This window comes from Rhodococcus sp. IEGM 1370 (assembly GCF_033142325.1).
GTDB lineage: Bacteria > Actinomycetota > Actinomycetes > Mycobacteriales > Mycobacteriaceae > Rhodococcoides.
The window spans coordinates 14,794-38,187 of sequence record NZ_JAWLRY010000029.1 but is presented as its reverse complement, the minus strand read 5'-3'; the positions used below and the strand labels follow the sequence as shown (position 1 = coordinate 38,187).

The window sequence follows — 23,394 nt, the reverse complement described above, 5'->3', positions numbered from 1 at the left end:
CACCGCAGCCAGAGGCAGCAGCGGCCCGTCGGATTGACCGAATGCGATGCGGCCCCAAGGGAAGCCGCCGAACGGGACCCGAGATCGTGCCGCTTCCATCGCCACCCAGGCGCTCGCCACCCAGACCGGCGCCCACGGCAGTCGGGACATCCGATCCGCTACCGCACCGAACAGTGCCACGAAGAGTGCTTGAACGACGGACAGCGCCAGCCACGGCACCGATCCGACGTACTCCCCCACCCACGGCAGCAGAGGCACGAAGAACGCCGAGCCGGCGACGAAGCCGTAGCCGGCCCCCGCACGCGCCCCTCGCCCGCGCACAGCCAACAGCAGCATTGCAAGTGCTACCGGAGCGAGAAACCACAGATCGATGGGCGGGAATGTGGCATACAACATCAGCCCGGATGAGGCGGCGGCGAGGAGCCGGATCCACGCGCGGACTCCGTTGCTGCCGGTCACCCACCGCGCCCGGCTCGGGTCGTAGACGAGAGGTCGAGGCCCGGGCTCGATGCCGGGAGCCGATCTCATGACGGCACGCGCGTGCAGCCGGTACCGGAGGAGCCTCTGCCGTTCATCAACTACTATGGTGCATAGTATTTTATGTGATGGCAACTCTGCGGCGGTGACCGATCCCCTTCCGTCGACACCCAGCACCTGTCCGAGATACACACCCGAGAACGAGGATCCGTGAACCGCTCGCCCACCACGTCTCCCACGCGGCTGCGTGCTTACGCAGTGACTCTCGTGCTGACATTGGTCGCTACCGCGCTGACCGTCGACTACTGGGCGCAAGAAGCATTGGTCGGCTCTCCGATCCCACTACCGATCCTCGAATTGCGGCTCGCCTTCAACCGCGGAATGGCCTTCAGTCTGGGCAATTCGCTGCCCCTATGGGTGATCGTGTCGGTCACGGCGACGATCACCGCCGGGGTCGCGGCCTACGGATGGCACAGCGCTCGGCACGGGGAGCAGTGGACCACGGTGGCGCTGGCGTTGATCCTCGCCGGCGCGCTGTCCAACGTTCTGGACCGGCTTGTCGACGGTGCGGTCACGGACTACTTTCACACCGGTTGGTGGCCGACATTCAACCTCGCCGACATCTACATCACCTGCGGGGTGGTGCTGATGATCGGGGCGGCACTGGCACGCGAGAGGGCACAAGGGTTGCCCCTCTGCCCGCAGTGCCCGACAGCGCCGGATCGTGAACGTGCATGAGATATCTCGGCGTTCGAATCGAATGCCCTGCAGTGCACATACATTCGCGACAGGACAATCATGCTGATCCGCTCGAACAGTGAGGGTGATCGACACCGGAACTGCTCGAAACATAGTCGACTACAACCACCGACACGCGATCGTCGCCTCTCGCTCACCGAGGCGTACCGAGGGGAGCCTGCTGTATGAGCGAGGACATCCCGGCGCTACCGCGCCGTATTTTTCTCGCTACGAGCTGCGCTACAGCGTGCCTGACTGCCGCCGGATGCAGCGTCGGCGAAGCCCCGTCCGGTGAGGACACCGCTTCCGACGGTCCCGTCACCTTGTCGGTGAACGATGTTCCTGTCGGCGGTGGAATCGTGCTCGCCGACCGGCAGGTCGTCGTCACCCAACCGGAACCCGGTATCTTCCGGGCCTTCTCGGCTATCTGTTCTCACCGAGGGTGCACAGTGAACCGAGTTCGCAACGGCACGATCGAGTGCCCCTGCCACAACAGTGCGTTCTCGATCACCGACGGGGCGGTCATGCGCAGCCCCGCCACCGAGCCACTGCCGAACCGTGCCGTGACCAGAACCGTCGATACCCTCACCGTCGACTGATCCATCACCGGGCGCGAACATGCGAGGTGGACGGGTTCGGGGTGAACGGTCTCGACCGGGCCGATGTGCGGCACTCGAGGACCCACTCTGTGCCCCCACCCGACGGGTGCCGGTTCGGTACATCGCTGCCGTGTCGACGACAGCACAGCGTGCCGATCGCGCACCGGGTCGAGACCTGCCTACCAATTGACCTCTCGGCACCGGCCTTCGCCTTCCCGGGGTTCGACCTGCACAGTGGCGTGTTCGAGACCGAACTCGTTGCGGAGAACCTGCTGCGCTGCAGCGAGCACCCGCGGTGTCTCGGCCTCCGGGGCGACCGTCAGATGCGCCGACGCGACCTCCATCCCCGACGTCAGTGTCCATATGTGCAGATCGTGCACCTCTTCGACATCGTCGACATCGGTCAGGGCCCTTTCCACGGCGGCGACATCGATGCCCGCCGGAGCATGTTGCAGCAGAATTCGTACGGCGTGACGGCCCAGGTTGAACGCGCGTGGCAGGACGAACACGCCGATGGCGACCGCGATGACCGGGTCGGCGTACCGCCACCCGAACAGGACGGTGACCAGTCCGCTGACCAGTACGCCGATCGAGCCGAGCATGTCCGCCATCACCTCGAGATACGCACCCCGAACATTGAGGCTGTCCTTGGCGCCGCTGCGCAGCAGGACGAACGCGATGAGGTTCATCACGAGCCCGAGGGTGGCCACCGCCATCACCGGGACGCCGGGGACCTCGGGCGGATTCGTGATGCGTTGCGCGGCTTCGTAGAGAATCCAACCGGCCACACCGAACAGCAGAAGTGCATTGAACAATGCGGCGAACACCTCGGCTCGGTAGAGCCCGAACGTGCGGGCAGCCTTGGTCGATCGTCGCTGTGCGAGTGTGATCGCCACGATCGCCATCAGCACCCCGAACACGTCGGTGAACACGTGCGCGGAATCGGAGAGCAACGCCAGCGACGAGGTGGACAGGCCGACGACGACCTGCGTCACCAGGGTGACCGCCCCCAGACCGACAGCGATCCACAGTCGCCCGAGGTGCTTACCGGACGCGCTGGCCGGTGAACCCGGCTCTATCCCGTGGCCATGTCCGTGCCCCATCGTTGCTCCTTCGTCGTGTCAGATCCGCAGAACGACAACATATTGCGATATGCGCATACATGCAAGTGTTGAAGGATCATCCGGCGGTGGCTGCCCGGACTCGTACAACTATCATTCGTAGTAGTTCATTGTCGGCGCAGGTCGGACTGCCTCGCGCCCATGCCGGAAACACGATCCACCGGGAAGAGGCGCACACCATGGCCACCGAAGCGGCCCATTCGACCCGCGGCGCAGTGGATCGACGCTCCGGATCGCAGGTGATGGTGCTGTGCGCAGCGATTGCCGCGGTGGTCGCTGCACTGCTCGCAGCGATGTCGACGTCGCAAGCGCTCGTGCTGTTGGGTCTGCCCGATCCGGGCCCGATCACGACGTACGGGATCCCGGCACTGACCGCGATCGGCGAGGTGGCTGCCGTCGTGGCGGCGGGGTCGCTGCTCCTCGCGGCATTTCTCGTTCCGCCTCAGAGGTCGGGTGTGCTCGACATCGACGGGTACGTAGCCGTCCGCACCGCGGCGAAGGCCTCCGCAGTGTGGGCGGTGTGCGCGGCGGCGTTGGTGCCGCTGACACTCTCGGACGCCTCGGGTCAACCTGTCGGATCCGTTGCAGCGCAACCGGTGCAGTTCCTCGGTGCGATCGGCGATGTCGAGGCCTCCACTGCATGGGCCATCACCTCTGCGGTCGCGGCGATCACCGCCGCAGCATGCGCGGCGGTGTTGCGGCATCGATGGACCCCCGCCTTGTTCGCCCTGTCGATGCTCGCGTTGATCCCGCGCGCGGTCACCGGCCACTCCTCGACCGGCGGCAATCACGACATCGCGACGAACTCGTTGATCCTGCACATCCTCGCTGCCGCGCTGTGGGTGGGCGGACTCCTCGCACTTCTCGCTCATGCGCTGCGCGGAGGTGGGCACCTTGCCGTCGCGACCCGCCGCTACTCGACGCTCGCTCTGGTCGCGTTCGTGATCATGGCGGTCTCCGGAGTGGTCAACGCTGCCGTGCGAGTGCCCGTGACGTCGCTGTGGGATTCGACGTACGGCGCTCTGATACTGGCGAAGATCGCAGCTCTGGCGATCGTGGGGACCCTCGGGTGGATACAGCGACGACGAACGGTCCGCGCTCTGGCTCACGACCCCGCGAGGCGCAGATCCCTGATCACGTTGTCGATGATCGAGACCCTCGTTCTCGTCACCACCGTGGGCCTGGCGGTCGCACTGGGCCGCACTCCCCCGCCCCCGCCGCAGGACACCTCGCTGCCCCAGGCGCACGAAGAGGCCTTGGGCTACGTGTTGGACGGCCCGCCCACCGCTGCGCGGTTGGCGTTCGAGTGGCGTTTCGACCTGGTGTTCGGCTCCGCGGCGGTGATCGCGGCCGTCCTGTATCTGGTGGCCGTGCGGCGCCGTCGGCGGGCAGGCCTGTCATGGCGGCGGCGGTGGACAGCGAGCTGGTTGGCGGGTACTGCGGTGCTGCTCGTGGCGACCTCGTCCGGGGTCGGGTTCTACAGCCCGGCGATGTTCAGCGTGCACATGGCGGGACTGACCGCGGTCGCCGTCGCCGTGCCGTTGCTGTTGGTCCTCGGCCGACCGGCAACCTTGTTCGCCTCGGTCCTGCCGACCGCGTCGGCCGCCGAAGCACCGGGCTCGCGCGAATGGCTCCGGGCTGCATGGCAGAGCCGAGCAGCCCGGATCGCGATACACCCGTGGGTCAGCACCACGGTGTTCCTGAGCAGCTTCTACCTGCTCTACCCCGGCGGACTGTTCGACACCGTCGCCGACTCGCATGTGGCACACATGGTGATGAAGGGCTGGTTCCTGACCGTCGGGATGGTGATGTTCTGGGGCACGGTCGGCGAAGACCCGGTACCGAGACCGATCGCGGGACTGACGAAGTTGCTCGCGAGTATCACCGCATTGGCCGGGTTCGCATTCTTCCTCGTCGTGACGATCGATCTCGAGACCGCGCTCGGAGCGAGCTTCTACAGCGGACTGCGTCTGGACTGGAACGCAGACCTGCTGGCCGACCAGCGGCGCGGCGGCACTCTGGCGTGGGGCATCGGGGAGTTGCCGTTGCTCGCTGCCGCGGTTCTCGCCGCGGTCCGGTGGTCGGCGGCCGACGAGAGCGCGGCACGGCAACGAGACCGCCGAGTCGACGATCAAGGTGATACCGAACTCGAGGCGTACAACACCATGCTCGGTGGCCTGTCCTCTCGGCGCGATCACCCCTGATACCCGAAACGCCCAGCCCTGTTCCGGTGCGGATGTCGTAGCCCGGCGGGATGTCGTAGCCCGGCGGGATGTCGTAGCCCGGCGGGATGTCCTCCGAGGACCGTGACCAGCGGTACGGACGAATCCGGGTCGAGTGGGATGGAAAAACTATGCTCGATAGTAGTAACCTGTGGCCTGACCGTCACCATTTCGTTATCTCGAGCGAGGCCACGGCCTCGTAGCCACCAAGGATTGTGATCTTGGCCCGACACCGCACACCCGATCCGATCGACGACGACTACGCAGCGCCGGCACCCGGCGTCGCGGTCTCGATGCCCGTCGGCAACAGGCCGACGGCGCTCATCGATCACCCCCGTCATCGACACGCCGGGTTCGCACCCTCGCGTTTCGTGACCGAGTCGCCCGCCGAGACCGTGTACTCCGACAATCGGTCGCAGGACGAGCACACGCCTTCGGCGCAGACGCCCGCACCGGATGTACCCGCTCACGCGGTCAGCGCCGCCTGGGACACCGCGGCCGCGGACACTGCCGCGTCGATGTGGGTGCACGTGGCCGGTCCGGACGAGACGACACACGGCGACGGTGGCCGCGATGTAGTGCAGGCCGTGTCGCGACGTGCTCGCCGCGGACTTCATCGCCGCCGGGTGCCGAAGCCGGGTGGCCGCGCCATCGCTGCGTCGGTCGCGGTCGGTGCCTTTCTGTCCGCGGCAGCGACGTCTCCGAACACCGGGTCGCAGGACAGTGTGGCGCTCAGCGCTGCGAGTATCGATAGCCCTCCCGCCGGCGTCCTGCCGCCGAGCCCGGTCGTCGCCTCACCCCCGCAGGTGTTGCAAATGCCCGATCTCGATGTCGGCCGGCTCGCGCAGCGCATGACCGAGCAACTCGCCGAGGGGGGAGTTCGGGCGGCGGAGCGCGCCGCACGCGATGCCGAGGCGCGGCGCCCGCTCTCGGTGGTGCCGGTGTCGGGCACATTGACCTCCAGTTCTGGGCCGCGTTGGGGGACAACGCATTACGGACTCGACATCGCCAATACGATCGGGACGCCGATCGTATCGGTGACCGACGGTGAGGTCATCGAAGCAGGGCCGGCGCAAGGGTTCGGCCTGTGGGTGCGTATTCGTCAGGACGACGGCACGATCGGGGTGTACGGCCACATAGACCAGGCGCTCGTCACCGCCGGTCAACGCGTGAAAGCCGGCGAGCTCATTGCTACGGTAGGCAACCGAGGCCAATCCACCGGACCCCACCTGCATTACGAAGTGTGGCAACCCGACGGTGCCAAGTCCGACCCGACGGCGTGGCTGTCGGCACGCGGAGTCGATATCACCTGACACGACGAGGAAAGAAGAACTGGCGATGAAAAGGCTCGGTGATCTCGAAGCGGAGGTGATGAACGTGCTCTGGCAATGTGATCGACCGCAGTCGGTCCACGACCTGCGTGAACGCATGGCCGACAGAAACCCCGCCTACACCACGATCCTGACCGTCGTGACCCATCTCCACGAGAAGGGGTGGGTCGAGCGGACCAAGCAGTCACGCGCCTATCTCTACTCGCCCGTGCAATCTCGGGCCGAGGCCACCTCGCAAGCGCTGCGCGAAATCCTCGACACCAGCACCGACTCGGCCGCCGTGCTGATGCATTTCGCGAAAACCGTCACCGACGACGAACTGGACGCCCTGCGGGGGAACCTGCCGGACGCGAACCGGTGATCGTCGCACTGGCATTACTCCTCGCCGCGACCCTGGTGGCCGTTGCCATGCCGCCGCTGCTGACCTCACTCACCCGCACCGTCGGCCCCTCTCTCGCCTTGACCGCTTGGATCGGCAGCATCGCCGGGGTGCTGTTTCTCGTGGGATCCGCGGTGGCGGTGTTGCTCTGGCCCGGCCATGCGCCGGCCGAGGGCATGGTCGAACTCGCCGTCCGCTGCCTGGGCTCGCTGCAACACGCGGCCCAGCCGTGGATCGGGGAAGCGGTCGCCGGGGCATCGGTCGTCCTCGCGGCGTCGGCATCGGCGCGCGTCCTGCGCTCGACTCGCCGTCAGCTTCGAGCGCGGTCCAAAGTCCGCGACTATCACCGCGATGTCATCGCCGTCGTGGCGCGCACGGACCCCGGACCCGAACCGATCATGTGGCTCGACCACCCACTCCCGCTGGCCTACAGCATCGACGGTCGCCCCGGCTACGTCGTGGCCACCGAAGGCCTGCTTGCCCATCTCGATCCCGATCAACAGCGGGCAGTGATCGCACACGAACGTGCCCACCTGCGCGGGCGCCACCACCGCATCGTCAACATCTGCGAGATCCTGGCCAAAGCACTTCCTCGCGTTCCCCTGTTCGCCGCAGCACCTGCAGCGGTGCGGGTTCTGGTCGAGGTCGCCGCGGACCGGTCCGCGGCCGCGGTCACCAGCGCCGACACTGTGCGTTCGGCCTTGTCGACGGTCTCGCAGGCGCATTCGGCGCGTCCACTGTGGGCGTTGGGCCTGATCGGGGAATCGACCGCCGAGCGGTTGCATCACCTCGACACGAGCGCGCACACGCCGACCCGAACCGGAGCAGGCGCGTACGCTGCCGCCGCCGTGCTGCCGCTCGTGGTGCCGGCCGCCATGGCAATCCTCACCCTCAGTGCGGTCTCCGCCGCAGCGTGCGCGGTTCTGCTGACTTGAACCACCCCCAAAATACTATGCTGCATAGTATTTGGGCTAGGCTGTCGGACGCGTCCTGTAATTCGCGTGCGATTCGAAGGTGGTTCCATGACGGCGCTGACATCTCCTCCGGCTGCGCCGGCGGTCCGCCCCTATCCTCCCCGCGGGGCACGCAAGGGGTCGTTCCTGCACACGATGGTCACCACCACCGATCCGAAGGTCATCGGGCTCATGTATCTGGTGACCTCGTTCGGGTTCTTCCTCGTCGGTGGCCTCATGGCGTTGATCATGCGCTCCGAACTCGCGGTCCCGGGAATGCAGTTCCTCTCCAACGAGCAGTACAACCAGCTCTTCACCATGCACGGCACGATCATGCTGCTGCTCTACGCCACCCCGATCGTCTTCGGCTTCGGCAACTACATCCTGCCGCTGCAGATCGGCGCACCCGATGTCGCCTTCCCCCGGCTCAATGCCTTCTCCTACTGGCTCTACCTGTTCGGCGCACTGGTCACCACCGCCGGGTTCATCAGCCCCGGCGGTGCCGCCGACTTCGGCTGGACCGCGTACACCCCGTTGAGCAGCGCCGTCTACTCCCCCGGTATCGGATCCGACCTGTGGATCGTGGGCCTGCTCGTCGCCGGCCTGGGCACCATCCTGGGCGGGGTCAACATGGTCACCACCGTGGTGTGCCTGCGCGCACCGGGAATGACGATGTTCCGGCTACCGATCTTCACCTGGAACATCCTGGTGACCTCGATCTTGATCCTGCTGGCGTTCCCACTGCTGACCGCAGCACTGATGGGCCTGCTCGCCGACCGTAAACTCGGCACCCACATCTTCGATCCCGCCAACGGCGGAGCGTTGCTCTGGCAGCACCTGTTCTGGTTCTTCGGACACCCCGAGGTCTACATCATCGCGCTACCGTTCTTCGGAATCGTCTCGGAGATCTTCCCGGTCTTCTCCCGCAAACCCATCTTCGGGTACAAGGGGTTGATCTACGCCACCGTCGGCATCGCCGCCCTGTCCATCGCGGTGTGGGCGCACCACATGTACGCCACCGGTGCCGTGCTGCTGCCGTTCTTCTCGTTCATGACCTTCCTCATCGCCGTGCCGACCGGGGTGAAGATCTTCAACTGGATCGGCACCATGTGGCGCGGCCAGGTCACCCTCGAATCCCCCATGCTCTTCTCCATCGGATTCCTGATCACGTTCGTCTTCGGTGGACTGTCCGGAGTGCTCCTGGCGAGCCCGCCCATCGACTTCAACGTCACCGACACCTACTTCGTCGTCGCGCACTTCCACTACGTCGTGTTCGGAACGGTCGTGTTCGCGACCTACGCCGGCATCTACTTCTGGTTCCCCAAGATGACCGGCCGCATGCTCGACGAACGACTGGGCAAGTGGCACTTCTGGCTGACGTTCCTCGGCTTCCACGCCACCTTCCTCGTCCAGCACTGGCTCGGCGCCCAAGGAATGCCGCGCCGCTACGCCGACTACCTCCCGTCCGACGGATTCACCACCCTCAACCAGATCTCGACCGTGGGATCGTTCGTCCTCGGGGCCTCGACGCTGCCGTTCATCTGGAACGTGTTCAAGAGCTACCGCTACGGCGAAGTGGTCACCGTCGACGACCCCTGGGGCTTCGGTAACTCCCTCGAGTGGGCGACCAGTTGCCCACCCCCGCGGCACAATTTCATCGAGATGCCCCGGATCCGCTCCGAGCGGCCGGCGTTCGAGCTGCACTATCCGCACATGGTCGAACGCATCCGCGCCGAGCAGCACGTCGGTGGCCCGCACTCGGATTCGATCGCGCCCTCGGAAGTGATCACCGAAGCGATTGCCGGACCGGACGTATCGAAACGGCCGGACGTCGACAAGTAACACGGTCGACCGACCCCCGTAGGCTCACACCCCCTTACTACTAGTGCGCATAGTAGTAAGGAGAATCAGTACGACCAGAGGAGAACCGAACGTGAAACGATGGATGCTGGTCGCCGTGCTCATGTGCGGCACAGCACTGTTCTCCGCGGCCCCGGCATCGGCGCACAGTGAACTCGTCAGCTCCGACCCCCCGGCCGATGTGACGCTCGAGTTCGCACCGATCGGCGTCGGCCTCAAGTTCAATCAGGACATCAACGAATCGTTCGCGACCATCAGCGTGGTAGGTCCTGGCGATACTCAGTGGACGCAGGGTACGGCCACGGTCGAGGGCCCCGACGTATCGGTCCTGCTCGAGGACGGCCTACCCAACGGGCAGTACACCGTCGGCTACCGCGTCACCTCCGCGGACGGGCACCCGATCACCGGGTCGTACGGCTTTTCGGTCGACGTCGCGGAGACCGCCACCCGCCCGGACGCTGCTGCACAGCAATCGCAGGGCGGTGCGACCTCGCCGGCTCCCTCGACCACGCCGACGCAGGCCTACGATCCGAACAACCCGTCCGCCAGCGAGGACCGGCCACCGAAACAGAACACCATGATGCTGCTCTCCATCGTGGGCCTGACTGTCCTCGGTCTCGCTGCCATCGCCCTGACGTTGGTGATCCGAGGCAAGGACAAGCAATGACAGGGGCCCGATGAACATCGCCGCCGTAACTCCCCCGGAAGGCCCGCCGACCCTGGCAGCGTTGCTGAGCTTCGATCTTCCGCCGCTCCCGATCCTGCCGATCGCCGGCATCGTCATGGCCGGACTGTACTGCTGGGGGCTCTACCGGATCCGCGGCCGGGGTATCGCATGGTCACGGTGGCGGAGTGCGAGTTTTCTGCTCGGCTGCGCGGCGCTGGTCCTGGTGACCGGACTGCAGGTCGAACGCTACGGATACAGCCTGTTCAGCGTCTTCATGTTCCAGCATCTGACGTTGTCGATGACCATCCCACCGTTGTTGGTGGTGGGTTCGCCCGGACGACTTCTGTTGCGTGCCACCGCTCATCACGGAGCCGGGCGGTGGGTACTGATCGCGGCGCTGACGGGGTTGCGTAGCCGCGCCGGGCGCATCGCACTACATCCAGGTCTGACGATCCCGTTGTTCCTCTTCAGCTATTACGGGCTGTATCTGTCGTCGATCTTCGATGTTCTCGCCATCACAGTCATCGGGCACGTATCGATGGAGATCTTCTTCTTCGCCAGCGGGCTGCTGTTCATCATCCCTGTGCTCGCCGTCGGCCCCCTCCCCGTTCGGCAGAGCAATCTGGGCCGGTTGTTCGACCTGTTCGTCGAGATGCCGTTGCATGTGTTCTTCGGTGTCATCCTGATGATGTCGAGCACCCCCATGCTCGCCACGTTCGCCTCCCCTCCCCCGCAGTGGGGTGTCGATCCGGTATCCGATCAGAAGCTCGCCGGGGCGCTTGCGTGGTCCTACGGTGAGCCGGTGGCCCTGCTGGTGGTGCTCATCTTCTGCATTCGGTGGAACCGGGACGAAAAGGAGGAATCGGCTGCCGCGGACCGGCACGCCGAAGAAGACGGGTACAGCGAACTCAACGCCTACAACGACTTTCTGAAAAAGATCGGTAGCGAGACCAGTCAACGGACCTGAGCTGTCGCGGCCGTCCCGCGCTCGGGGACTGCCGCGAGCTCATCGCCTGATCGCGCTTACTGGCAAGGGCCTGATCGGGCGCATTCATCGCGCACGTGTGCCCACCCCGATTCTGGCTCCACGCTCACCGAGCCAGGCTTGCGGATCGACCTTCTGTCCCGCGGGAGAAGTCGCCTCGAAATGCAGATGCGGACCCGTCGAGTTACCGCGGTTCCCGACCTCTGCAATCCGATCGCCCTTACGGACGCGCTGACCCACCGTGACCGAATTTCCGTTGTTGTGCCCGTAGGTGGTGATCGATCCATCGTCGTGTCTGATCCGAACCCACAGCCCGAAGCCCTGTGCGGGCCCGGCGCTGATGACCGTTCCATCGGCCGCGGCGACGATCGGTGAGCCCAGTGAGTCGGCGATGTCGACACCGCCGTGTTGTGTCCCGCTTCGGGTGCCGAAATTCGAGGTGACCAGTCCGCTGCTGGGTGCGACAGCAGACGCAGTACCTCGGGAGGTGGCCGAGCCACCGGACGTGGAACCGCGCTGCTGTGCTGCATCAGGAACAGAATCTTCGGGCGCGGTCGTCTCGGATGCGGGAGGGGTGTCGGTGGTGCCGGGCACGGGCGAATCGCGGCCGGTGTTGCCCGTCACCGGATCCTGTTCCCCACCTCGGTCGCCGTCATGCGGGACTGCGGGGTCGAGGGCGTCGACCTGGAGCGATGCGGCGATACGAAGGGCCAGGAGTGGGTCGAGAGTCGCCAACGGGGCCAGGCAGGACAGGGACTGCGCCGGGGCATTCGAGACTCCACGGGCGATGGCGTCGACGATGCATCCTGCCGACGCGGACACCGGGCCGGCGGTGTCCGCGATGACGCCGCCGGCCTGGGCGGCGGCCCACGTCGAGGATGCGAAGGCTGCGAGGTCTGCCACCGCGATCGGATCGGTACCGATTGTCGCGGCCCGATCGGCCAGGCGGATCAACCGGCTGACGGCGTCGGCGGTCTGCTGACCTTCGACCTCGTCCCCGGACTCCACGGCCGGTTGACCCGGATTCGCTTCGGCTACCGGGGCGTGCAGGAACACCGCACCGAGTGCGGCACCGACGATCACGTATGTCCGCGCACCTCGGCATGCGCGACGTCGCCCGCCGCTCGGCGTCGTCTTTCCCGCGTTGTTCACGTGGTCACCCCACCCTTCTCGTTGAATGCCGGTCACGATCGCAGTGGATGCCGTGTCGGCCGTGGGTCAGTGTTGCGTGATCCCATCGACACCACAAGCCCCTTCTGTCACACTCTCGACTGCATTCGTCGCTGTTTCGCCTATCGATTCGGCGTCGAAAGTGAGTGCTTTGCACAGTAACTCGACGATTCGACGCCTTTTCATGCGTGCCGATGCCGGTCATGGGGGTCATCCCAATCGTTATTACTATGCAACATAGTATTTAGATATCGGCGTCAGCTCTCCGGCAACGGTGAGACCCCGTGTGCGCTCAGCAGGACATCGATCTGACCGACCTCGGCGGTTTGCGCGGAGGCGATCGAGCCCGCGAGCGCGGCGACAGCGGGAACTGTCGCGTTCGCTGCTCCCTGCTCTGCCATCGGGATTCCCCCACGATGGTGGCGGCGGAGCAGTTGTAGATACCGGCCGTCGAATTCTTCGGCGTTCATCCGGCGAAGTGCCGTCAGCTCGGCGGTACTGGCCATGCCGGGCATCGACGTCGCGTCCTGTCCGCTGTCGTTCGCGGACGCGCTCATGTCCATCGGGTGACCCCCTGTCGAGCTGGCCCCGGTCATCCACGTCATCGTCGGGCCGTCGGGCAGATATGGCCTGTCCCACAGTGTCAACCAGCCTTGCATCGTGCCGACTTGGCTCTGCTGCGAGGTCAACACGTCGAAGGCGAGGGTCCGGATGACCGGATCCGTCGAGCGTCCCAACGCCATCGCCGACATCTCGATCGCCTGGTTGTGATGGACCGACATGTCCTGCGCGAAACCCACATCCACCGAATTCGATGCCGGTACGGCCACTCGTGCGCTGTCCGGTGTGAGCAGTACGCCGATGAGGACGCCGGACAGGACGAGAGCTGTCACCGCCAAGCCGATGAGCAGTGCCCTGGGCCTGGATCTGGGTCCCGTTTCCGCGGCGTCATTCTGTGCACTGTCGTTCTGTGCATCGTCGATCTGGGCATCGTCGGCCTGGCCGTGCACGGTCATCGACTCCCCTCCCCCATCGGCGCTGGCGCACTGTCGAGGGCCGGGTCTTCCTCGAGGGGCACCGCGTCCGGTCCTGGCTCGCTGGCGTCGAACGGCGGCGGGTTGTCGGGATCGAACGCGCCGGGAATGGTCGAGCAACTGGCTCCGCTCTCGGGGTGGGTCGAGGGGTTCTGTCGCAGAGCAGCGACGAACTGAGTGATGCGCCGGTCGGAGGCATTGTCGAGCTCGAGTCGATGGCCCCACGACTGCAGCGTGATCGGTGCCGTCAGGCCCGGGTAGGGCGACATCATCGTGTAGGGCTCGCCCTCGACCCGCCCGGCGAGTGAACCGACCTCGTCGGAGGAGACCCGGTTCGGGTCGTACGTCACCCACACCGCCCCGTGTTCGAGCGAATGAACCGCGTTCTCGCTGCGTAGCGGGACGGGGTACACCACTCCGGTACACGTCGCCCAGGTCTGGTCGTGAGGGCCGCCGAACGGCGGACTCTGATCGTAGGCAACTCTCTGAGCTGGTTCGACGTGCCGCGCGGCCGGATACTCGACCTCGACGACGCCGTCGATGCCGCGGGAGGGGTCCGGGTCGTCGGCGGTCGGCGCGAACCGCTCGGCCTGATTGCGTTCGAGGACGCGGGGGGCCAGGTTGTATCCGATCGCACCGACGAGCACGACGATGACGACACCCGCGCCTATCACCGCCCAGGGAGCGCGCACGCCCCCGGGCACTCCGGCTGGGCGTGATCGCCGAGTCGAGCTCCGTCGGCCTCGGGCGGGGTTTCTGCTGCTGTTCATATTGCTCCTCCATCAAATACTATGCACCATAGTATTTGAATCAAGGTCCCAGGAAGCCCCTACGCACGACAGGACGGCCGATGCCGGTGTTCCGCGCACCCTCAACTGCTCGCGGGCAGCTTGCCCTTCATGTGCTGGCCTACAACGGTGCACGCCTGCTCTTCGTGTGTGTCGCCGCAGGAGTGCTTTTGGCCGTCGACGCACTGACGAGCCTTGACATTTCCTTCGTGTTGGTACTGCTTGGCGCACTTGCAGCAAGCCTGCCGCTGTCGGCACTGACCCTGAGGAAGCTCCGCCGAACCATCAATGCGGACATCGAAGCAGTCGATCGCACGCGCTCGATCAAGAAGCGAGGCCCCGCGGCGGGACGACCCGGCACCGACAAACCGTGACGTCGGCGCACGGACTTCGGCGTTGGCGTTGGCGTTGGCGTTGGCGTTGGCGGATCGTCCGTGTCGGTCACTGTTCGCCGACCCATTCGACGGACGCTTCGGCGTCCGGCTCGATGTCTAGTAGTTCCAGGGTGCGGTGCATCAGAGTCTCGATCCGATACTCGAGATCATCGACGAGGTCAGGCACATCGGCCAGAGCGGCGTGGGCACGGCGGCGGGCATCGACACCGATTAGCTAGTAGTCCGAGCCTGGTGCAGCTGACACCGGGTGCGGTGGTGTGCCGGTGACGTCAGTTTCCCGCTCGCCACGACCGCGTCGCCACGACAGGGGCGGGCGTGGATCGCGCCGGGGCAGTCGCCCGGAGCGGTGAGCAGCGATGACCGCCCCGACCGCTACCTGGGGCATCGGGTCGGCGGGAAACGGCACGACCCCACCGGTCGATCGGAACGGCGACGGGGCCTGGACGCACCGGCCACCTGCACATACCGGGAAAAGTCTCCCCCGGTACGTGCTCGGTGAGTAGTAGCGTCGAGGGGTAGCGATAGAACCGCAGGACAGTACGCCAGCGTTCCCACATCTCGGCGGGACGGAAGCCTTCCGACTCATCGGCTGATATCCGGACACTGTGCCGCCCACCGATCCACAGGGATGGAACTGACCACGCGCGGATGGGCCGCGAGTTCGTGCTACTTGAGCACGCAAATTACACCGCTGGGTGGGCTTGTCACCGAGGTCGGCAGACGAGGTGCAGGTGGGAGTTCGATTGCTTCCGAAGGGAATACGAACACCGAAGAACCGCCGAGTGAGCTGCACCTCATCGACTTGCGGCTCCGTACACGGCCGGGAGACTTGGTTGCATGACATCTTCTGTGGCACTCAGCCGCGAAACAGCCGTCGGCGCGGAGGCGCGACTGTCGTGGATACTGTCCGCGCTGGCCGGAATGGTGGGTGCTGTCGCATTTCTGCATTCGGCGGGGTATTTCGTGACGTTCATGACCGGCAACACCGAACGCGCCGTCATCGGGCATTTCGGCAGTCCGGAAGGTAAGCCCGTTGCACCCGGCGCATCGCCGTGGGCGGCGCTGGCTTTGATGGGTGCCTTTCTGGCGGGAGTGGTGATCGCGTCGATCTGCCGCCGCCGATACTGGTCCAATCACCCACACGGAGCAACAGTTGTCACGACCATCGCCCTCGCCGCGGCAGGGCTCATCGATATCGGGATATCCGGCTGGGCGTCCGACGACGTAAATTTCTATCCCATTCTGTTGGTTGCGTTCGCTCTCGGCGCGCTCAACACAGCATTCACGAAACGAGAAGAAACCTACATCCCCCTGAGCTACGTCACCGGCACCGTCGTCAAACTGGGCCAAGGGATCGAAAGACACCTACTGGGCGGCGGTACTTACCTCGACTGGCTTTGCTATGCAATGCTTCTCGGGTCCTTCGCAGCCGGAGGCGCAGCCGGGGCTCTGATCGGTGCCGCGATCACCGGACCTCAAGTACTCCTGGTTACCGCAGCCATCAGCCTGCTTGCAAGCATCTTCACCTTCACTCACACCGAGCGACGATCCCTATGGGGATAGGTCTATTCCCGGCCAGCGAAAACCTACGGGTCCGCGCTCCCGAGATCGTTCTGCTCCACCGGCGGACTCGACCAACAGAAACACTGTCGCAACGTGAATCAATCGGTTTGAGCGTGTGGAGAGGATGTTCGATACACACCATCTCTCGCTTGGCCCTGATCTCTTCGCCAAGGCGTCAGCGATGCCGGTAGTTGCTAGGTGGGTTGGGAGGTCGGTGCCGAAACCGTCAATAGTCGGCGACGCCGACGAGCGAGCTCGGTTTCGCAGCTACGTCGTGCACGGCCGCATCGGTCCCCGTGTGCGATCCGGATCGGAGCCATTGCCGACGACGGATACGGCAGATTCTGGGTCTCCCGCTGTGGACAACCGCGGGTGGTTCGCCCGCATCGCTACGCGTTGGCCATCGCGCTCGGTGGGTCGATCGACGAGTCGGTGAACGCATTGCACATGTCCGACAACCCGATCTGTGTACGAGTGACGCTGGACGAGGCGCAGCAACAGCCTCTTCACGTGGTCGACGGGAACCAATCGCAGAATCTGCGCGACATGGCCGCGAAAGGTCGCGGCGGTGGACGCCGCCGACCCGGGCTTTGGTACGGGCCGGATCGAGCCGCACGGGCGACGCGCGCCGGTTGCGTACGGCGGTACGCCATGGCCGAGACGACGTATCGGTGCAGGCAGCCTACTGAAGAGCGGTACACCCACGCTGTTCTCTCTAGCGTCGACGGATCGCAACCCACAGTCCGCAACGTCGGCAGATATAGGCAGCTCCCCCTGCCAGGGAGTGCAACTTCACGGTCGGGAAATCGCGACCACAGCAGGAACAGGCCGAGGTGCCGTCACTCTCACTGGACAGATTCATGAGCAAGCCCTTTCCGTCGAGAGTGACGGGAGAAGTTCGGCACTCCGTCTCCTTCCGCGTAATCGAATTCTACGACCTGTGCGCTGCCAACTTCAGCACGGATATACCGTGGGTGGATGGAGATCACCCTGCAGTATTTCGACGGTTGCCCGAACTGGACGGTCACTGCTGAACGGTTGCAGCTCCTCGCCGCGGAACACTCGGACGCCGTGCTCGTCTATCAACGCGTGGACACGGTGGACATGGCCGAACAGGTGCGTTTTCGTGGCTCTCCGACCGTTCTCGTCGACGGCGTCGACGTCATGGGCGACACATCCGCCGCAGTCGGTCTGGCCTGCCGTGTGTACATGACAGGTGACGGGCCGGCGGGTGCGCCGAGCATGGCTCAGCTCCGGGAAGCCATCCTCGGCTGACACCCGAATCGGGATACCCCAGGGGGTACTCATTGGTATCGTCGGTGACATACAGTCAGCTGATCGGCATGGTCGACGGGGCACAGCTCCGGAGGCCGGTTTGCTGAAAGCACTGACGGTGTTCGGCGTGCTGTTAATGCCTTCGGTGACACCGAACAATGAAGGTGATACAGCCGTGCTCGGGGGCCCGCATCCCTTTTTGAGTGCGGAGTCGCGGACGTCGCTGAATCCGGCGGTCGTCGATCCGACGAGATGTCCCGTGCGGGCGTTCTTCATCCCGCAGATGCGGGCCGTCCCGTCTCGACGGACCAGGGATCGACGCAGTTCGCAACCGTCGACACCGACGGCAACCTGATCGCCTTGCATAACGACGCCCCCGCACCCGAGGGACAGTTCTACCCGTCGCTCGACGGACGAGGGCGCACGATTGAAATTGGCTCGGCGCGGCGACTGCCGTCACCACTGACCGATCGACCCGCTCTTGGCAGGACCACTCAAGAGCCCATCGGACCACACATGATCACACCCGCAGCGGCGAGGGCACCGAACACGATCGGACTCGCGGTGATCGAGAGGACGATCAAGGACAGTTGGGTGCGGGCCCGCGCGTGCACGGGGGTGGACACAGCGACGGTGAGGCGATGAGCACGAGCGAGCACGTCGCCTCCGCTCGCGCCGAGGGCACCCGCGGGAGCGACGGACGAACCAGTGAGGGCGAGCAGACCACCGAGTAGCGCCCGCCGACCATGGGAGCGGGCAGCGCTGTCGTCCGCGCACATCTCGAGCAGCAGGGCGATCTCGGTCGCCCCGTCGCGGAACAACCGCATCCATGGAGCTGCCGCGGCGAGTCCGCGAACAGAGGCGAGCAGCAGGTGATGGCGACCGATTAGGTGAGCACGTTCGTGCGCCAAGACGGCGCCTAACTGATCCGGGACGAGTGCATCCAGGGCACCAGTAGTGATCACGATGGTCTTCGGACGGCCAGCAACGCAGTAGGCGAGCCGATCCGCGGTGTCGACGACCACCGCGTCGGTACCGGGCAGGCGTTGGCCGATCACCCTCGCCGTCCGGGCGTGGCGAAGCGTGTGCGTTCGCATCCGCAGCATGCCCCGCCCAGCCCTCCACACCACCAACGGAAGCGCCGCCGCAGCGACCGCGGAGACTGCTATCAGTGTTCCCTGAAGCAGTGCTGCGGCACGGCCGTCGATCGACCGGAGCACCTCGACGACGCACGCTGACACCCAGTGAGCGTCTCTGTTCCAATGCACCGCTTCGGTGACGAGCATGATCGCCGCGCCGGTCCAGGTCAGGATCACCACCGCCATTGCTGCACTCCAGGCAGCTATCCCGAGCTGCGGAGCGATGCCCCGGCGGGTCAGTCGCGCGAGCACAGGCGGACCGGCTACCGAGACCACGAGCCCGTAGAGCAGCAGGCACAGAGTCAGAGTCATCGCGACTGGCCGGGGTCGGTCAGTCTGCGCAACGCTCTTCGCACACGCTCCGACTCTTCGTCGCTCATCTGCTCGACGAAATGGGTGAGCACCAGGTCCGACTTGCCGCCCGCAGCGAACGCGTGACGCATCAGCCGGGCACTGTGCTCCTCGCGAGACAACGTCGGCCAGTAGTCGAACGCCTTGCCCCTACGGGTGCGCTCCAACCAGCCCTTACGGTGCAGGTTGTCCATCGTCGACATCACCGTGGTGTAGGCAATCACCCGCTGCTCGGCCAATTCGTCGAACAACTCCCGCACGGTGCTTCGCGCACCGCGGGCCCACAGGCGATCCATCACTACCGCCTCGAGTTCACCGAATCCGTTCACCCGCACCTATCGCCTCCTGCCCTGTCGTCTCCTGATCCTAGGGTCGTCGGTAACACGACATCTACTATCTATGTACGTACTCAGTATATGGTCGTGATGTCCCGTCTCCTCGGGACCAGAATTGAGGGAGATTCCGATGACCGAACTGATGACCAACCTGCAGACGTGGTGGGATTGCCAGATCATGATGGCCACCGGCATGTGTGGGGACATGTGCGCCGCAATGATGTGTTGCTGACCGGCTGACGACCTGCGATAGGATACTTCCCCCGACTTCCCGAAAGTCGGGGGAAGCTTGCCGGGCGAGCCTCTCGCGCGGCGTCGTACAGAACGAATCGACAGGGCGAGCGCAGTCTTTGACGATTGCGTACGGACGAAGACCAGGCTTGCCGAAGCCCTGCTGATCTGATCTCGTAACTCTCCTCGGCGACGGGGTGCCGGCGACGACGCTGCGCTTCCACGAAAGCGAGGGGCTGCTGCCGGCGGACCGAGCCCCGAACGGGTACCGCGTCTACGACAAACGAGCACAGCAACGGTTGGCGTTCATCACCGCCGCGAAAAGCTCGAAACTGACGCTGCCACAGATCAAGACGATGCTGCGCGCATGGGAGAACGACTCCTGCGCCGCTGTGAAGACCGGGCTGCGGCCAACACTGCGCGAGCACATCACCCGGGAGGAGGAGTCGATCGCGCAGCTCACCGAGCTGCATGCCGCAATGACCGGTGCGTTCGATCGTCTCGACGACACTCCCGACGCGTCGGCGCGCCGTTCGACCCGCAATGCAGCTGGTTGACCTCGGCCTCCTCGCCGTCTCGGACGGATTCGGCGAGTAGGGAATCGAAAGCGCCTTCGTAGCAGGTGCCACCGCGATCGGGAAGTCGGCGATCTCGACCGCGCCGTACGGAGCAACTGCGGTTTGTCGCGTGCGTCCGCAGGTCCGGTGACCGGGTCCCACACCACGGAGGTGTTCTTCGTCGTGCCGTCGTCCTGTCTCAGTACGGCACGACGAGGATCGGACTCGTGCCGACGAGACCGGGGCCGAGCATTCACGCATAGCGATCATACCGGGCTTAGATGCTATCATCGTTGCATGACGATCAATAAGGATGGCCGCCTGCCCGGCGGTTCCACGTCGACTTTCGATGCGGCAGTGTCGTTGTTCCACAGCCTTTCCGATGCGACACGGTTGGCTATCGTTCGCCGTCTCGCCAGCAGGGAGGTGCGTGTAGCGGACCTGGTGAGCGAGCTGGGGCTGGCACAGTCGACGGTATCGGCGCACATGGCGTGCCTGCGGGACTGCGGATTGGTCGTCGGTCGCCCCCAGGGCCGGCAGGTGTTCTACTCCCTCGTCCGGCCGGAACTGTTGGACCTGCTCGCTTCGGCCGAGACCCTCCTCGCCGTCACGGGGAACGCGGTGGCACTCTGCCCGGTTTACGGCACCGCGCCCGCCGGGTCGGCGGTGACCGGATGAGCGACGCATGCGGCTGCGGCCACGACGAACCCCGCCTGGACGGCGACGAGGAGCACGAACCCGACAAGCTGTGGCAGATCACCGAGATCCGAGCTGCCGCGGTGGCCGGTGCACTGCTGGCGGCAGGGCTGATCATTGACTGGATCGGCGGCCCTGATCGGCTGACCCTGGTGCTCGAATCACTCGCGTTGATCGTCGCCGGCTACACCTTCGTCCCGTCGACCCTTCGGCGGCTCGCGCGCGGCAAGATCGGTGTCGGCACCCTGATGACCATCGCGGCGGTCGGTGCCGTGATCCTTGGTGAGGTCGGCGAGGCCGCGATGCTCGCGTTCTTGTTCGCGATCAGCGAGGGCCTCGAGGAGTACGCGGTCGCCCGCACACGGCGAGGTCTACGGGCACTGTTGTCCCTGGTTCCCGACACCGCCACAGTCCGACGAGACGGCCTCGAGCAGGCGGTGTCGCCGACCGAGTTGATGCTCGGGGAGATGATGATCGTCAAGCCCGGCGAGCGCATCGCCACCGACGGCACCATCCGCCGCGGCACCACCGCGCTCGACACCTCGGCGATCACCGGCGAATCGGTGCCCGTCGAGGCCGGGCCCGGCGACGACGTGTATGCCGGGGCGATCAACGGAACCGGCGTTCTCGAGGTGGAGGTCTCCGCACGTGCCGAGGACAACTCGCTGGCCAAGATCGTCCGGATCGTCGAGGCCGAGCAGTCCCGCAAGGGTGAGGCTCAGCGGTTGGCCGACACGATCGCCAGGCCCCTGGTGCCGGCAATCATGGTCGCCGCCGCCCTCATCGCCGCCGTGGGCAGCCTGCTCGGCGAACCACGGGTATGGATCGAACGCGCACTGGTCGTCCTCGTCGCCGCCTCACCGTGCGCACTGGCCATCGCCGTCCCGGTCACCGTCGTCGCGGCGATCGGCGCCGCCAGCAAACTCGGCGTCCTGGTCAAGGGAGGCTCAGCTCTTGAGGCGCTGGGCCGCATCCGCGTGATCGCGCTCGACAAGACCGGCACCCTGACCCGCAACAAGCCGGTCGTCATCGACGTCGCCACCGCGGACGGTGCGACCCGCGAACAGGTCCTCGCCGTGGCCGCAGCGCTGGAAGTGCGCAGCGAGCACCCCCTGGCCGCGGCGATCCTCGCCGCCGTCGACGACCACACACCCGCCGACGACGTCGTCGCAGTCACCGGAGCCGGCCTCACCGGCCGCCTCTGCGGCGACGACGTCCGCCTCGGCCGACCAGGGTGGATCGACCCCGGCCCGCTGGCCGCGGACGTGGAACGGATGCAGCACGCCGGAGCCACCGCCGTCCTCGTCGAACAGGACGGCCGCACCCTCGGCGCGATAGCGGTCCGCGACGAACTGCGACCCGAAGCCGCGGAAGTCGTCGCCGGTCTCCGCCGCGACGGGTACCACGTCGCGATGCTCACCGGGGACAACGAACGCACCGCCCGCGCACTGGCCGCCGACGTCGGCATCGAGGAGGTCCACGCGGATCTGCGACCGGAGGACAAAGCACGCATCATCGGCGACCTGAAGGGCCGCCGGTCGACCGCGATGGTCGGCGACGGCGTCAACGACGCCCCCGCACTGGCCACCGCCGACCTCGGTATCGCCATGGGCGCCATGGGCACCGACGTGGCCATCGAGACCGCCGACGTCGCCCTGATGGGTGAGGACCTGCGGCACCTGCCGCACGCCCTGGCCCACGCGCGCCGATCCCGACGCATCATGCTGCAGAACGTCGGGCTGTCGCTGGCGATCATCACCGTGCTGATGCCGCTCGCCCTGTTCGGAATCCTCGGCCTGGCCGCGGTGGTGCTGGTGCACGAACTCGCCGAGATCGTGGTCATCGCCAACGGAGTCCGCGCCGGCCGCACCCACCCCCTGTCCGCCGCAGCGGTGCCCGCACCTGCCCCGGCAGCAGCCGAGGCCTGGACATGAGCCCAGACCCCACTTCGGGCCCGATGCCGGGTGTCTCGACCGGGGGACGCTCGGCGACTCGATCCCGGTGGACCCTGGCGATCGTCGTCGCCGTCCTCGTCGCGGCGGCACTCGCGGCCGACCCCGTCGCCCGCCGCGCACTCTCCGACGGCCGCGTCATCGAACTGGGGTTGCTGCAACTCAGGCTTGCCTACAACAGCGGTGTCGCCTTCAGCGTCGGGAACGGGCTGCCGCCAGGGGTCATCATCGCGGTCACCGCCATCATCACTCTCGCCATCGCCGTGTACGCGTGGCGCACCGTCCCCGTCGGCTCACTGACCGGGACGGTGGGGCTGTCGGCGGTCGTCGCCGGAGCGGCCGCCAACGTCATCGACCGCGCTGCCGACGGCCGCGTGACGGACTACTTCCACACCGGATGGTGGCCCACCTTCAACCTCGCCGACACCTACCTCACATGCGGCGTAGTCCTGGTCGTCCTCGCGTCGCTCCGGGAGGGCCGAACCCGCGTCGATCCCACGGGCACGGAGCAACGATCCGTATGACTGCTCCCCGACCTCGAATCCGATCGACCTCCATGACGGTCGCGTGCGGCAC

General features: G+C 65.9%; 22 protein-coding genes and 1 pseudogene. 16 read left to right on the top strand and 7 right to left on the bottom strand.

The genetic code is table 11. The annotated features are described in order from the left end of the window. Positions 1-528: pseudogene (locus tag R4P47_RS23500) on the bottom strand (apolipoprotein N-acyltransferase); the annotation flags it as partial. Between the two features lie 159 nt (positions 529-687). On the opposite strand from R4P47_RS23500, the gene lspA reads away from it, so the two are divergent. Both lspA and R4P47_RS23490 read left to right on the top strand, forming a co-directional pair. Then, the gene (lspA, locus tag R4P47_RS23495; RefSeq protein ID WP_052061206.1) at positions 688-1,215 is read left to right on the top strand and encodes a signal peptidase II; all 528 of its coding nucleotides are present in this window, start codon (positions 688-690) and stop codon (positions 1,213-1,215) included. A 185-nt stretch (positions 1,216-1,400) separates the two neighbouring features. Beyond that, positions 1,401-1,814, top strand: coding sequence for a Rieske (2Fe-2S) protein (locus R4P47_RS23490; RefSeq protein WP_008720941.1), 414 nt, complete (start codon positions 1,401-1,403; stop codon positions 1,812-1,814). A gap of 179 nt (positions 1,815-1,993) precedes the next feature. Here the strand turns inward: R4P47_RS23490 and R4P47_RS23485 are convergent, their stop codons facing one another. After that, positions 1,994-2,917 (bottom strand): cation diffusion facilitator family transporter, encoded by a 924-nt coding sequence (locus tag R4P47_RS23485; protein WP_008720942.1) that lies wholly within the window; start codon positions 2,915-2,917, stop codon positions 1,994-1,996. Between the two features lie 197 nt (positions 2,918-3,114). Here R4P47_RS23485 and R4P47_RS23480 point away from each other — a divergent pair, with 197 nt between their 5' ends. The 7 genes from R4P47_RS23480 to R4P47_RS23450 all read left to right on the top strand — a co-directional run bounded on the left by R4P47_RS23480 (position 3,115) and on the right by R4P47_RS23450 (position 11,314). Continuing rightward, a complete protein-coding gene (locus R4P47_RS23480; RefSeq protein WP_032373357.1) occupies positions 3,115-5,139 on the top strand; it encodes a cytochrome c oxidase assembly protein in 2,025 nt (674 codons plus the stop codon). Positions 5,140-5,675: 536 nt separating this feature from the next. Further along, on the top strand, positions 5,676-6,470 hold the full coding sequence (locus R4P47_RS23475) for a M23 family metallopeptidase (protein WP_080733228.1): 795 nt from the start codon (positions 5,676-5,678) through the stop codon (positions 6,468-6,470). Positions 6,471-6,495: 25 nt separating this feature from the next. After that, a complete protein-coding gene (locus tag R4P47_RS23470; protein ID WP_027494220.1) occupies positions 6,496-6,849 on the top strand; it encodes a BlaI/MecI/CopY family transcriptional regulator in 354 nt (117 codons plus the stop codon). Beyond that, positions 6,846-7,802, top strand: a complete 957-nt coding sequence (locus tag R4P47_RS23465) for a M56 family metallopeptidase (RefSeq protein ID WP_317785910.1) — start codon at positions 6,846-6,848, stop codon at positions 7,800-7,802. Before R4P47_RS23470 ends, R4P47_RS23465 begins: the two co-directional genes overlap by 4 nt. A gap of 87 nt (positions 7,803-7,889) precedes the next feature. Continuing rightward, the gene (ctaD, locus tag R4P47_RS23460; protein WP_072692203.1) at positions 7,890-9,662 is read left to right on the top strand and encodes a cytochrome c oxidase subunit I; all 1,773 of its coding nucleotides are present in this window, start codon (positions 7,890-7,892) and stop codon (positions 9,660-9,662) included. 91 nt (positions 9,663-9,753) lie between these two features. Continuing rightward, the gene (locus R4P47_RS23455; protein ID WP_008720475.1) at positions 9,754-10,347 is read left to right on the top strand and encodes a copper resistance protein CopC; all 594 of its coding nucleotides are present in this window, start codon (positions 9,754-9,756) and stop codon (positions 10,345-10,347) included. A gap of 10 nt (positions 10,348-10,357) precedes the next feature. Next, on the top strand, positions 10,358-11,314 hold the full coding sequence (locus tag R4P47_RS23450; protein ID WP_008720478.1) for a cytochrome c oxidase assembly protein: 957 nt from the start codon (positions 10,358-10,360) through the stop codon (positions 11,312-11,314). 84 nt (positions 11,315-11,398) lie between these two features. Here the strand turns inward: R4P47_RS23450 and R4P47_RS23445 are convergent, their stop codons facing one another. The 3 genes from R4P47_RS23445 to R4P47_RS23435 form a co-directional block, all read right to left on the bottom strand. Continuing rightward, a complete protein-coding gene (locus R4P47_RS23445; RefSeq protein WP_230558228.1) occupies positions 11,399-12,520 on the bottom strand; it encodes a M23 family metallopeptidase in 1,122 nt (373 codons plus the stop codon). Between the two features lie 239 nt (positions 12,521-12,759). Beyond that, complete coding sequence (locus tag R4P47_RS23440; protein ID WP_008720482.1) at positions 12,760-13,518, bottom strand: DUF305 domain-containing protein; 759 nt, start codon at positions 13,516-13,518, stop codon at positions 12,760-12,762. Further along, positions 13,515-14,306: a DUF3105 domain-containing protein gene (locus R4P47_RS23435; RefSeq protein WP_032373348.1), complete on the bottom strand. Its 792-nt coding sequence runs from the start codon at positions 14,304-14,306 to the stop codon at positions 13,515-13,517. The genes R4P47_RS23440 and R4P47_RS23435 overlap by 4 nt, the downstream gene beginning before the upstream one ends. A gap of 80 nt (positions 14,307-14,386) precedes the next feature. Here R4P47_RS23435 and R4P47_RS23430 point away from each other — a divergent pair, with 80 nt between their 5' ends. The 3 genes from R4P47_RS23430 (at position 14,387) to R4P47_RS23420 (ending at position 17,557) form a co-directional block, all read left to right on the top strand. Further along, positions 14,387-14,698, top strand: coding sequence for a DUF4229 domain-containing protein (locus tag R4P47_RS23430; RefSeq protein ID WP_008720486.1), 312 nt, complete (start codon positions 14,387-14,389; stop codon positions 14,696-14,698). Positions 14,699-15,556: 858 nt separating this feature from the next. Further along, entirely contained in the window at positions 15,557-16,282 is a 726-nt protein-coding gene (locus R4P47_RS23425; RefSeq protein WP_008720488.1) for a YoaK family protein, read from the top strand. A gap of 978 nt (positions 16,283-17,260) precedes the next feature. Further along, complete coding sequence (locus tag R4P47_RS23420) at positions 17,261-17,557, top strand: hypothetical protein (RefSeq protein WP_008720468.1); 297 nt, start codon at positions 17,261-17,263, stop codon at positions 17,555-17,557. A gap of 494 nt (positions 17,558-18,051) precedes the next feature. Here R4P47_RS23420 and R4P47_RS23415 read toward each other — a convergent pair whose 3' ends face one another. Together R4P47_RS23415 and R4P47_RS23410 are read right to left on the bottom strand one after the other, a co-directional pair. Next, positions 18,052-19,008 carry a M56 family metallopeptidase gene (locus R4P47_RS23415; protein WP_008720467.1) on the bottom strand — a complete coding sequence of 319 codons (957 nt, stop codon included), beginning with the start codon at positions 19,006-19,008 and terminating at the stop codon, positions 18,052-18,054. Next, on the bottom strand, positions 19,005-19,382 hold the full coding sequence (locus R4P47_RS23410; RefSeq protein ID WP_008720466.1) for a BlaI/MecI/CopY family transcriptional regulator: 378 nt from the start codon (positions 19,380-19,382) through the stop codon (positions 19,005-19,007). Before R4P47_RS23410 ends, R4P47_RS23415 begins: the two co-directional genes overlap by 4 nt. Positions 19,383-19,810: 428 nt before the next feature. On the opposite strand from R4P47_RS23410, the gene R4P47_RS23405 reads away from it, so the two are divergent. From R4P47_RS23405 to R4P47_RS23390, 4 genes are all read left to right on the top strand, one after another. Continuing rightward, positions 19,811-20,170 carry a MerR family transcriptional regulator gene (locus R4P47_RS23405; protein WP_008720465.1) on the top strand — a complete coding sequence of 120 codons (360 nt, stop codon included), beginning with the start codon at positions 19,811-19,813 and terminating at the stop codon, positions 20,168-20,170. A 297-nt stretch (positions 20,171-20,467) separates the two neighbouring features. Then, on the top strand, positions 20,468-20,848 hold the full coding sequence (locus R4P47_RS23400; RefSeq protein ID WP_008720464.1) for an ArsR/SmtB family transcription factor: 381 nt from the start codon (positions 20,468-20,470) through the stop codon (positions 20,846-20,848). Further along, positions 20,845-22,800 carry a heavy metal translocating P-type ATPase gene (locus R4P47_RS23395; RefSeq protein ID WP_008720463.1) on the top strand — a complete coding sequence of 652 codons (1,956 nt, stop codon included), beginning with the start codon at positions 20,845-20,847 and terminating at the stop codon, positions 22,798-22,800. Before R4P47_RS23400 ends, R4P47_RS23395 begins: the two co-directional genes overlap by 4 nt. Next, complete coding sequence (locus R4P47_RS23390) at positions 22,797-23,342, top strand: signal peptidase II (RefSeq protein WP_008720462.1); 546 nt, start codon at positions 22,797-22,799, stop codon at positions 23,340-23,342. The genes R4P47_RS23395 and R4P47_RS23390 overlap by 4 nt, the downstream gene beginning before the upstream one ends. The last annotated feature ends 52 nt before the right edge of the window (positions 23,343-23,394 follow it).

Bases quoted from the DNA above. Each gene is read 5' to 3' on its own strand.
- R4P47_RS23430 (WP_008720486.1), top strand. From the start codon at position 14,387: ATGCCGGTGTTCCGCGCACCCTCAACTGCTCGCGGGCAGCTTGCCCTT.
- R4P47_RS23425 (WP_008720488.1), top strand. From the start codon at position 15,557: ATGACATCTTCTGTGGCACTCAGCCGCGAAACAGCCGTCGGCGCGGAG.
- R4P47_RS23415 (WP_008720467.1), bottom strand. From the start codon at position 19,008: ATGACTCTGACTCTGTGCCTGCTGCTCTACGGGCTCGTGGTCTCGGTA.
- ctaD (WP_072692203.1), top strand. From the start codon at position 7,890: ATGACGGCGCTGACATCTCCTCCGGCTGCGCCGGCGGTCCGCCCCTAT.
- R4P47_RS23475 (WP_080733228.1), top strand. From the start codon at position 5,676: ATGTGGGTGCACGTGGCCGGTCCGGACGAGACGACACACGGCGACGGT.
- R4P47_RS23485 (WP_008720942.1), bottom strand. From the start codon at position 2,917: ATGGGGCACGGACATGGCCACGGGATAGAGCCGGGTTCACCGGCCAGC.
- R4P47_RS23490 (WP_008720941.1), top strand. From the start codon at position 1,401: ATGAGCGAGGACATCCCGGCGCTACCGCGCCGTATTTTTCTCGCTACG.
- R4P47_RS23390 (WP_008720462.1), top strand. From the start codon at position 22,797: ATGAGCCCAGACCCCACTTCGGGCCCGATGCCGGGTGTCTCGACCGGG.
- R4P47_RS23450 (WP_008720478.1), top strand. From the start codon at position 10,358: ATGAACATCGCCGCCGTAACTCCCCCGGAAGGCCCGCCGACCCTGGCA.
- R4P47_RS23400 (WP_008720464.1), top strand. From the start codon at position 20,468: ATGACGATCAATAAGGATGGCCGCCTGCCCGGCGGTTCCACGTCGACT.
- R4P47_RS23440 (WP_008720482.1), bottom strand. From the start codon at position 13,518: ATGACCGTGCACGGCCAGGCCGACGATGCCCAGATCGACGATGCACAG.
- R4P47_RS23395 (WP_008720463.1), top strand. From the start codon at position 20,845: ATGAGCGACGCATGCGGCTGCGGCCACGACGAACCCCGCCTGGACGGC.
- R4P47_RS23420 (WP_008720468.1), top strand. From the start codon at position 17,261: ATGGAGATCACCCTGCAGTATTTCGACGGTTGCCCGAACTGGACGGTC.
- R4P47_RS23435 (WP_032373348.1), bottom strand. From the start codon at position 14,306: ATGAACAGCAGCAGAAACCCCGCCCGAGGCCGACGGAGCTCGACTCGG.
- R4P47_RS23480 (WP_032373357.1), top strand. From the start codon at position 3,115: ATGGCCACCGAAGCGGCCCATTCGACCCGCGGCGCAGTGGATCGACGC.
- R4P47_RS23470 (WP_027494220.1), top strand. From the start codon at position 6,496: ATGAAAAGGCTCGGTGATCTCGAAGCGGAGGTGATGAACGTGCTCTGG.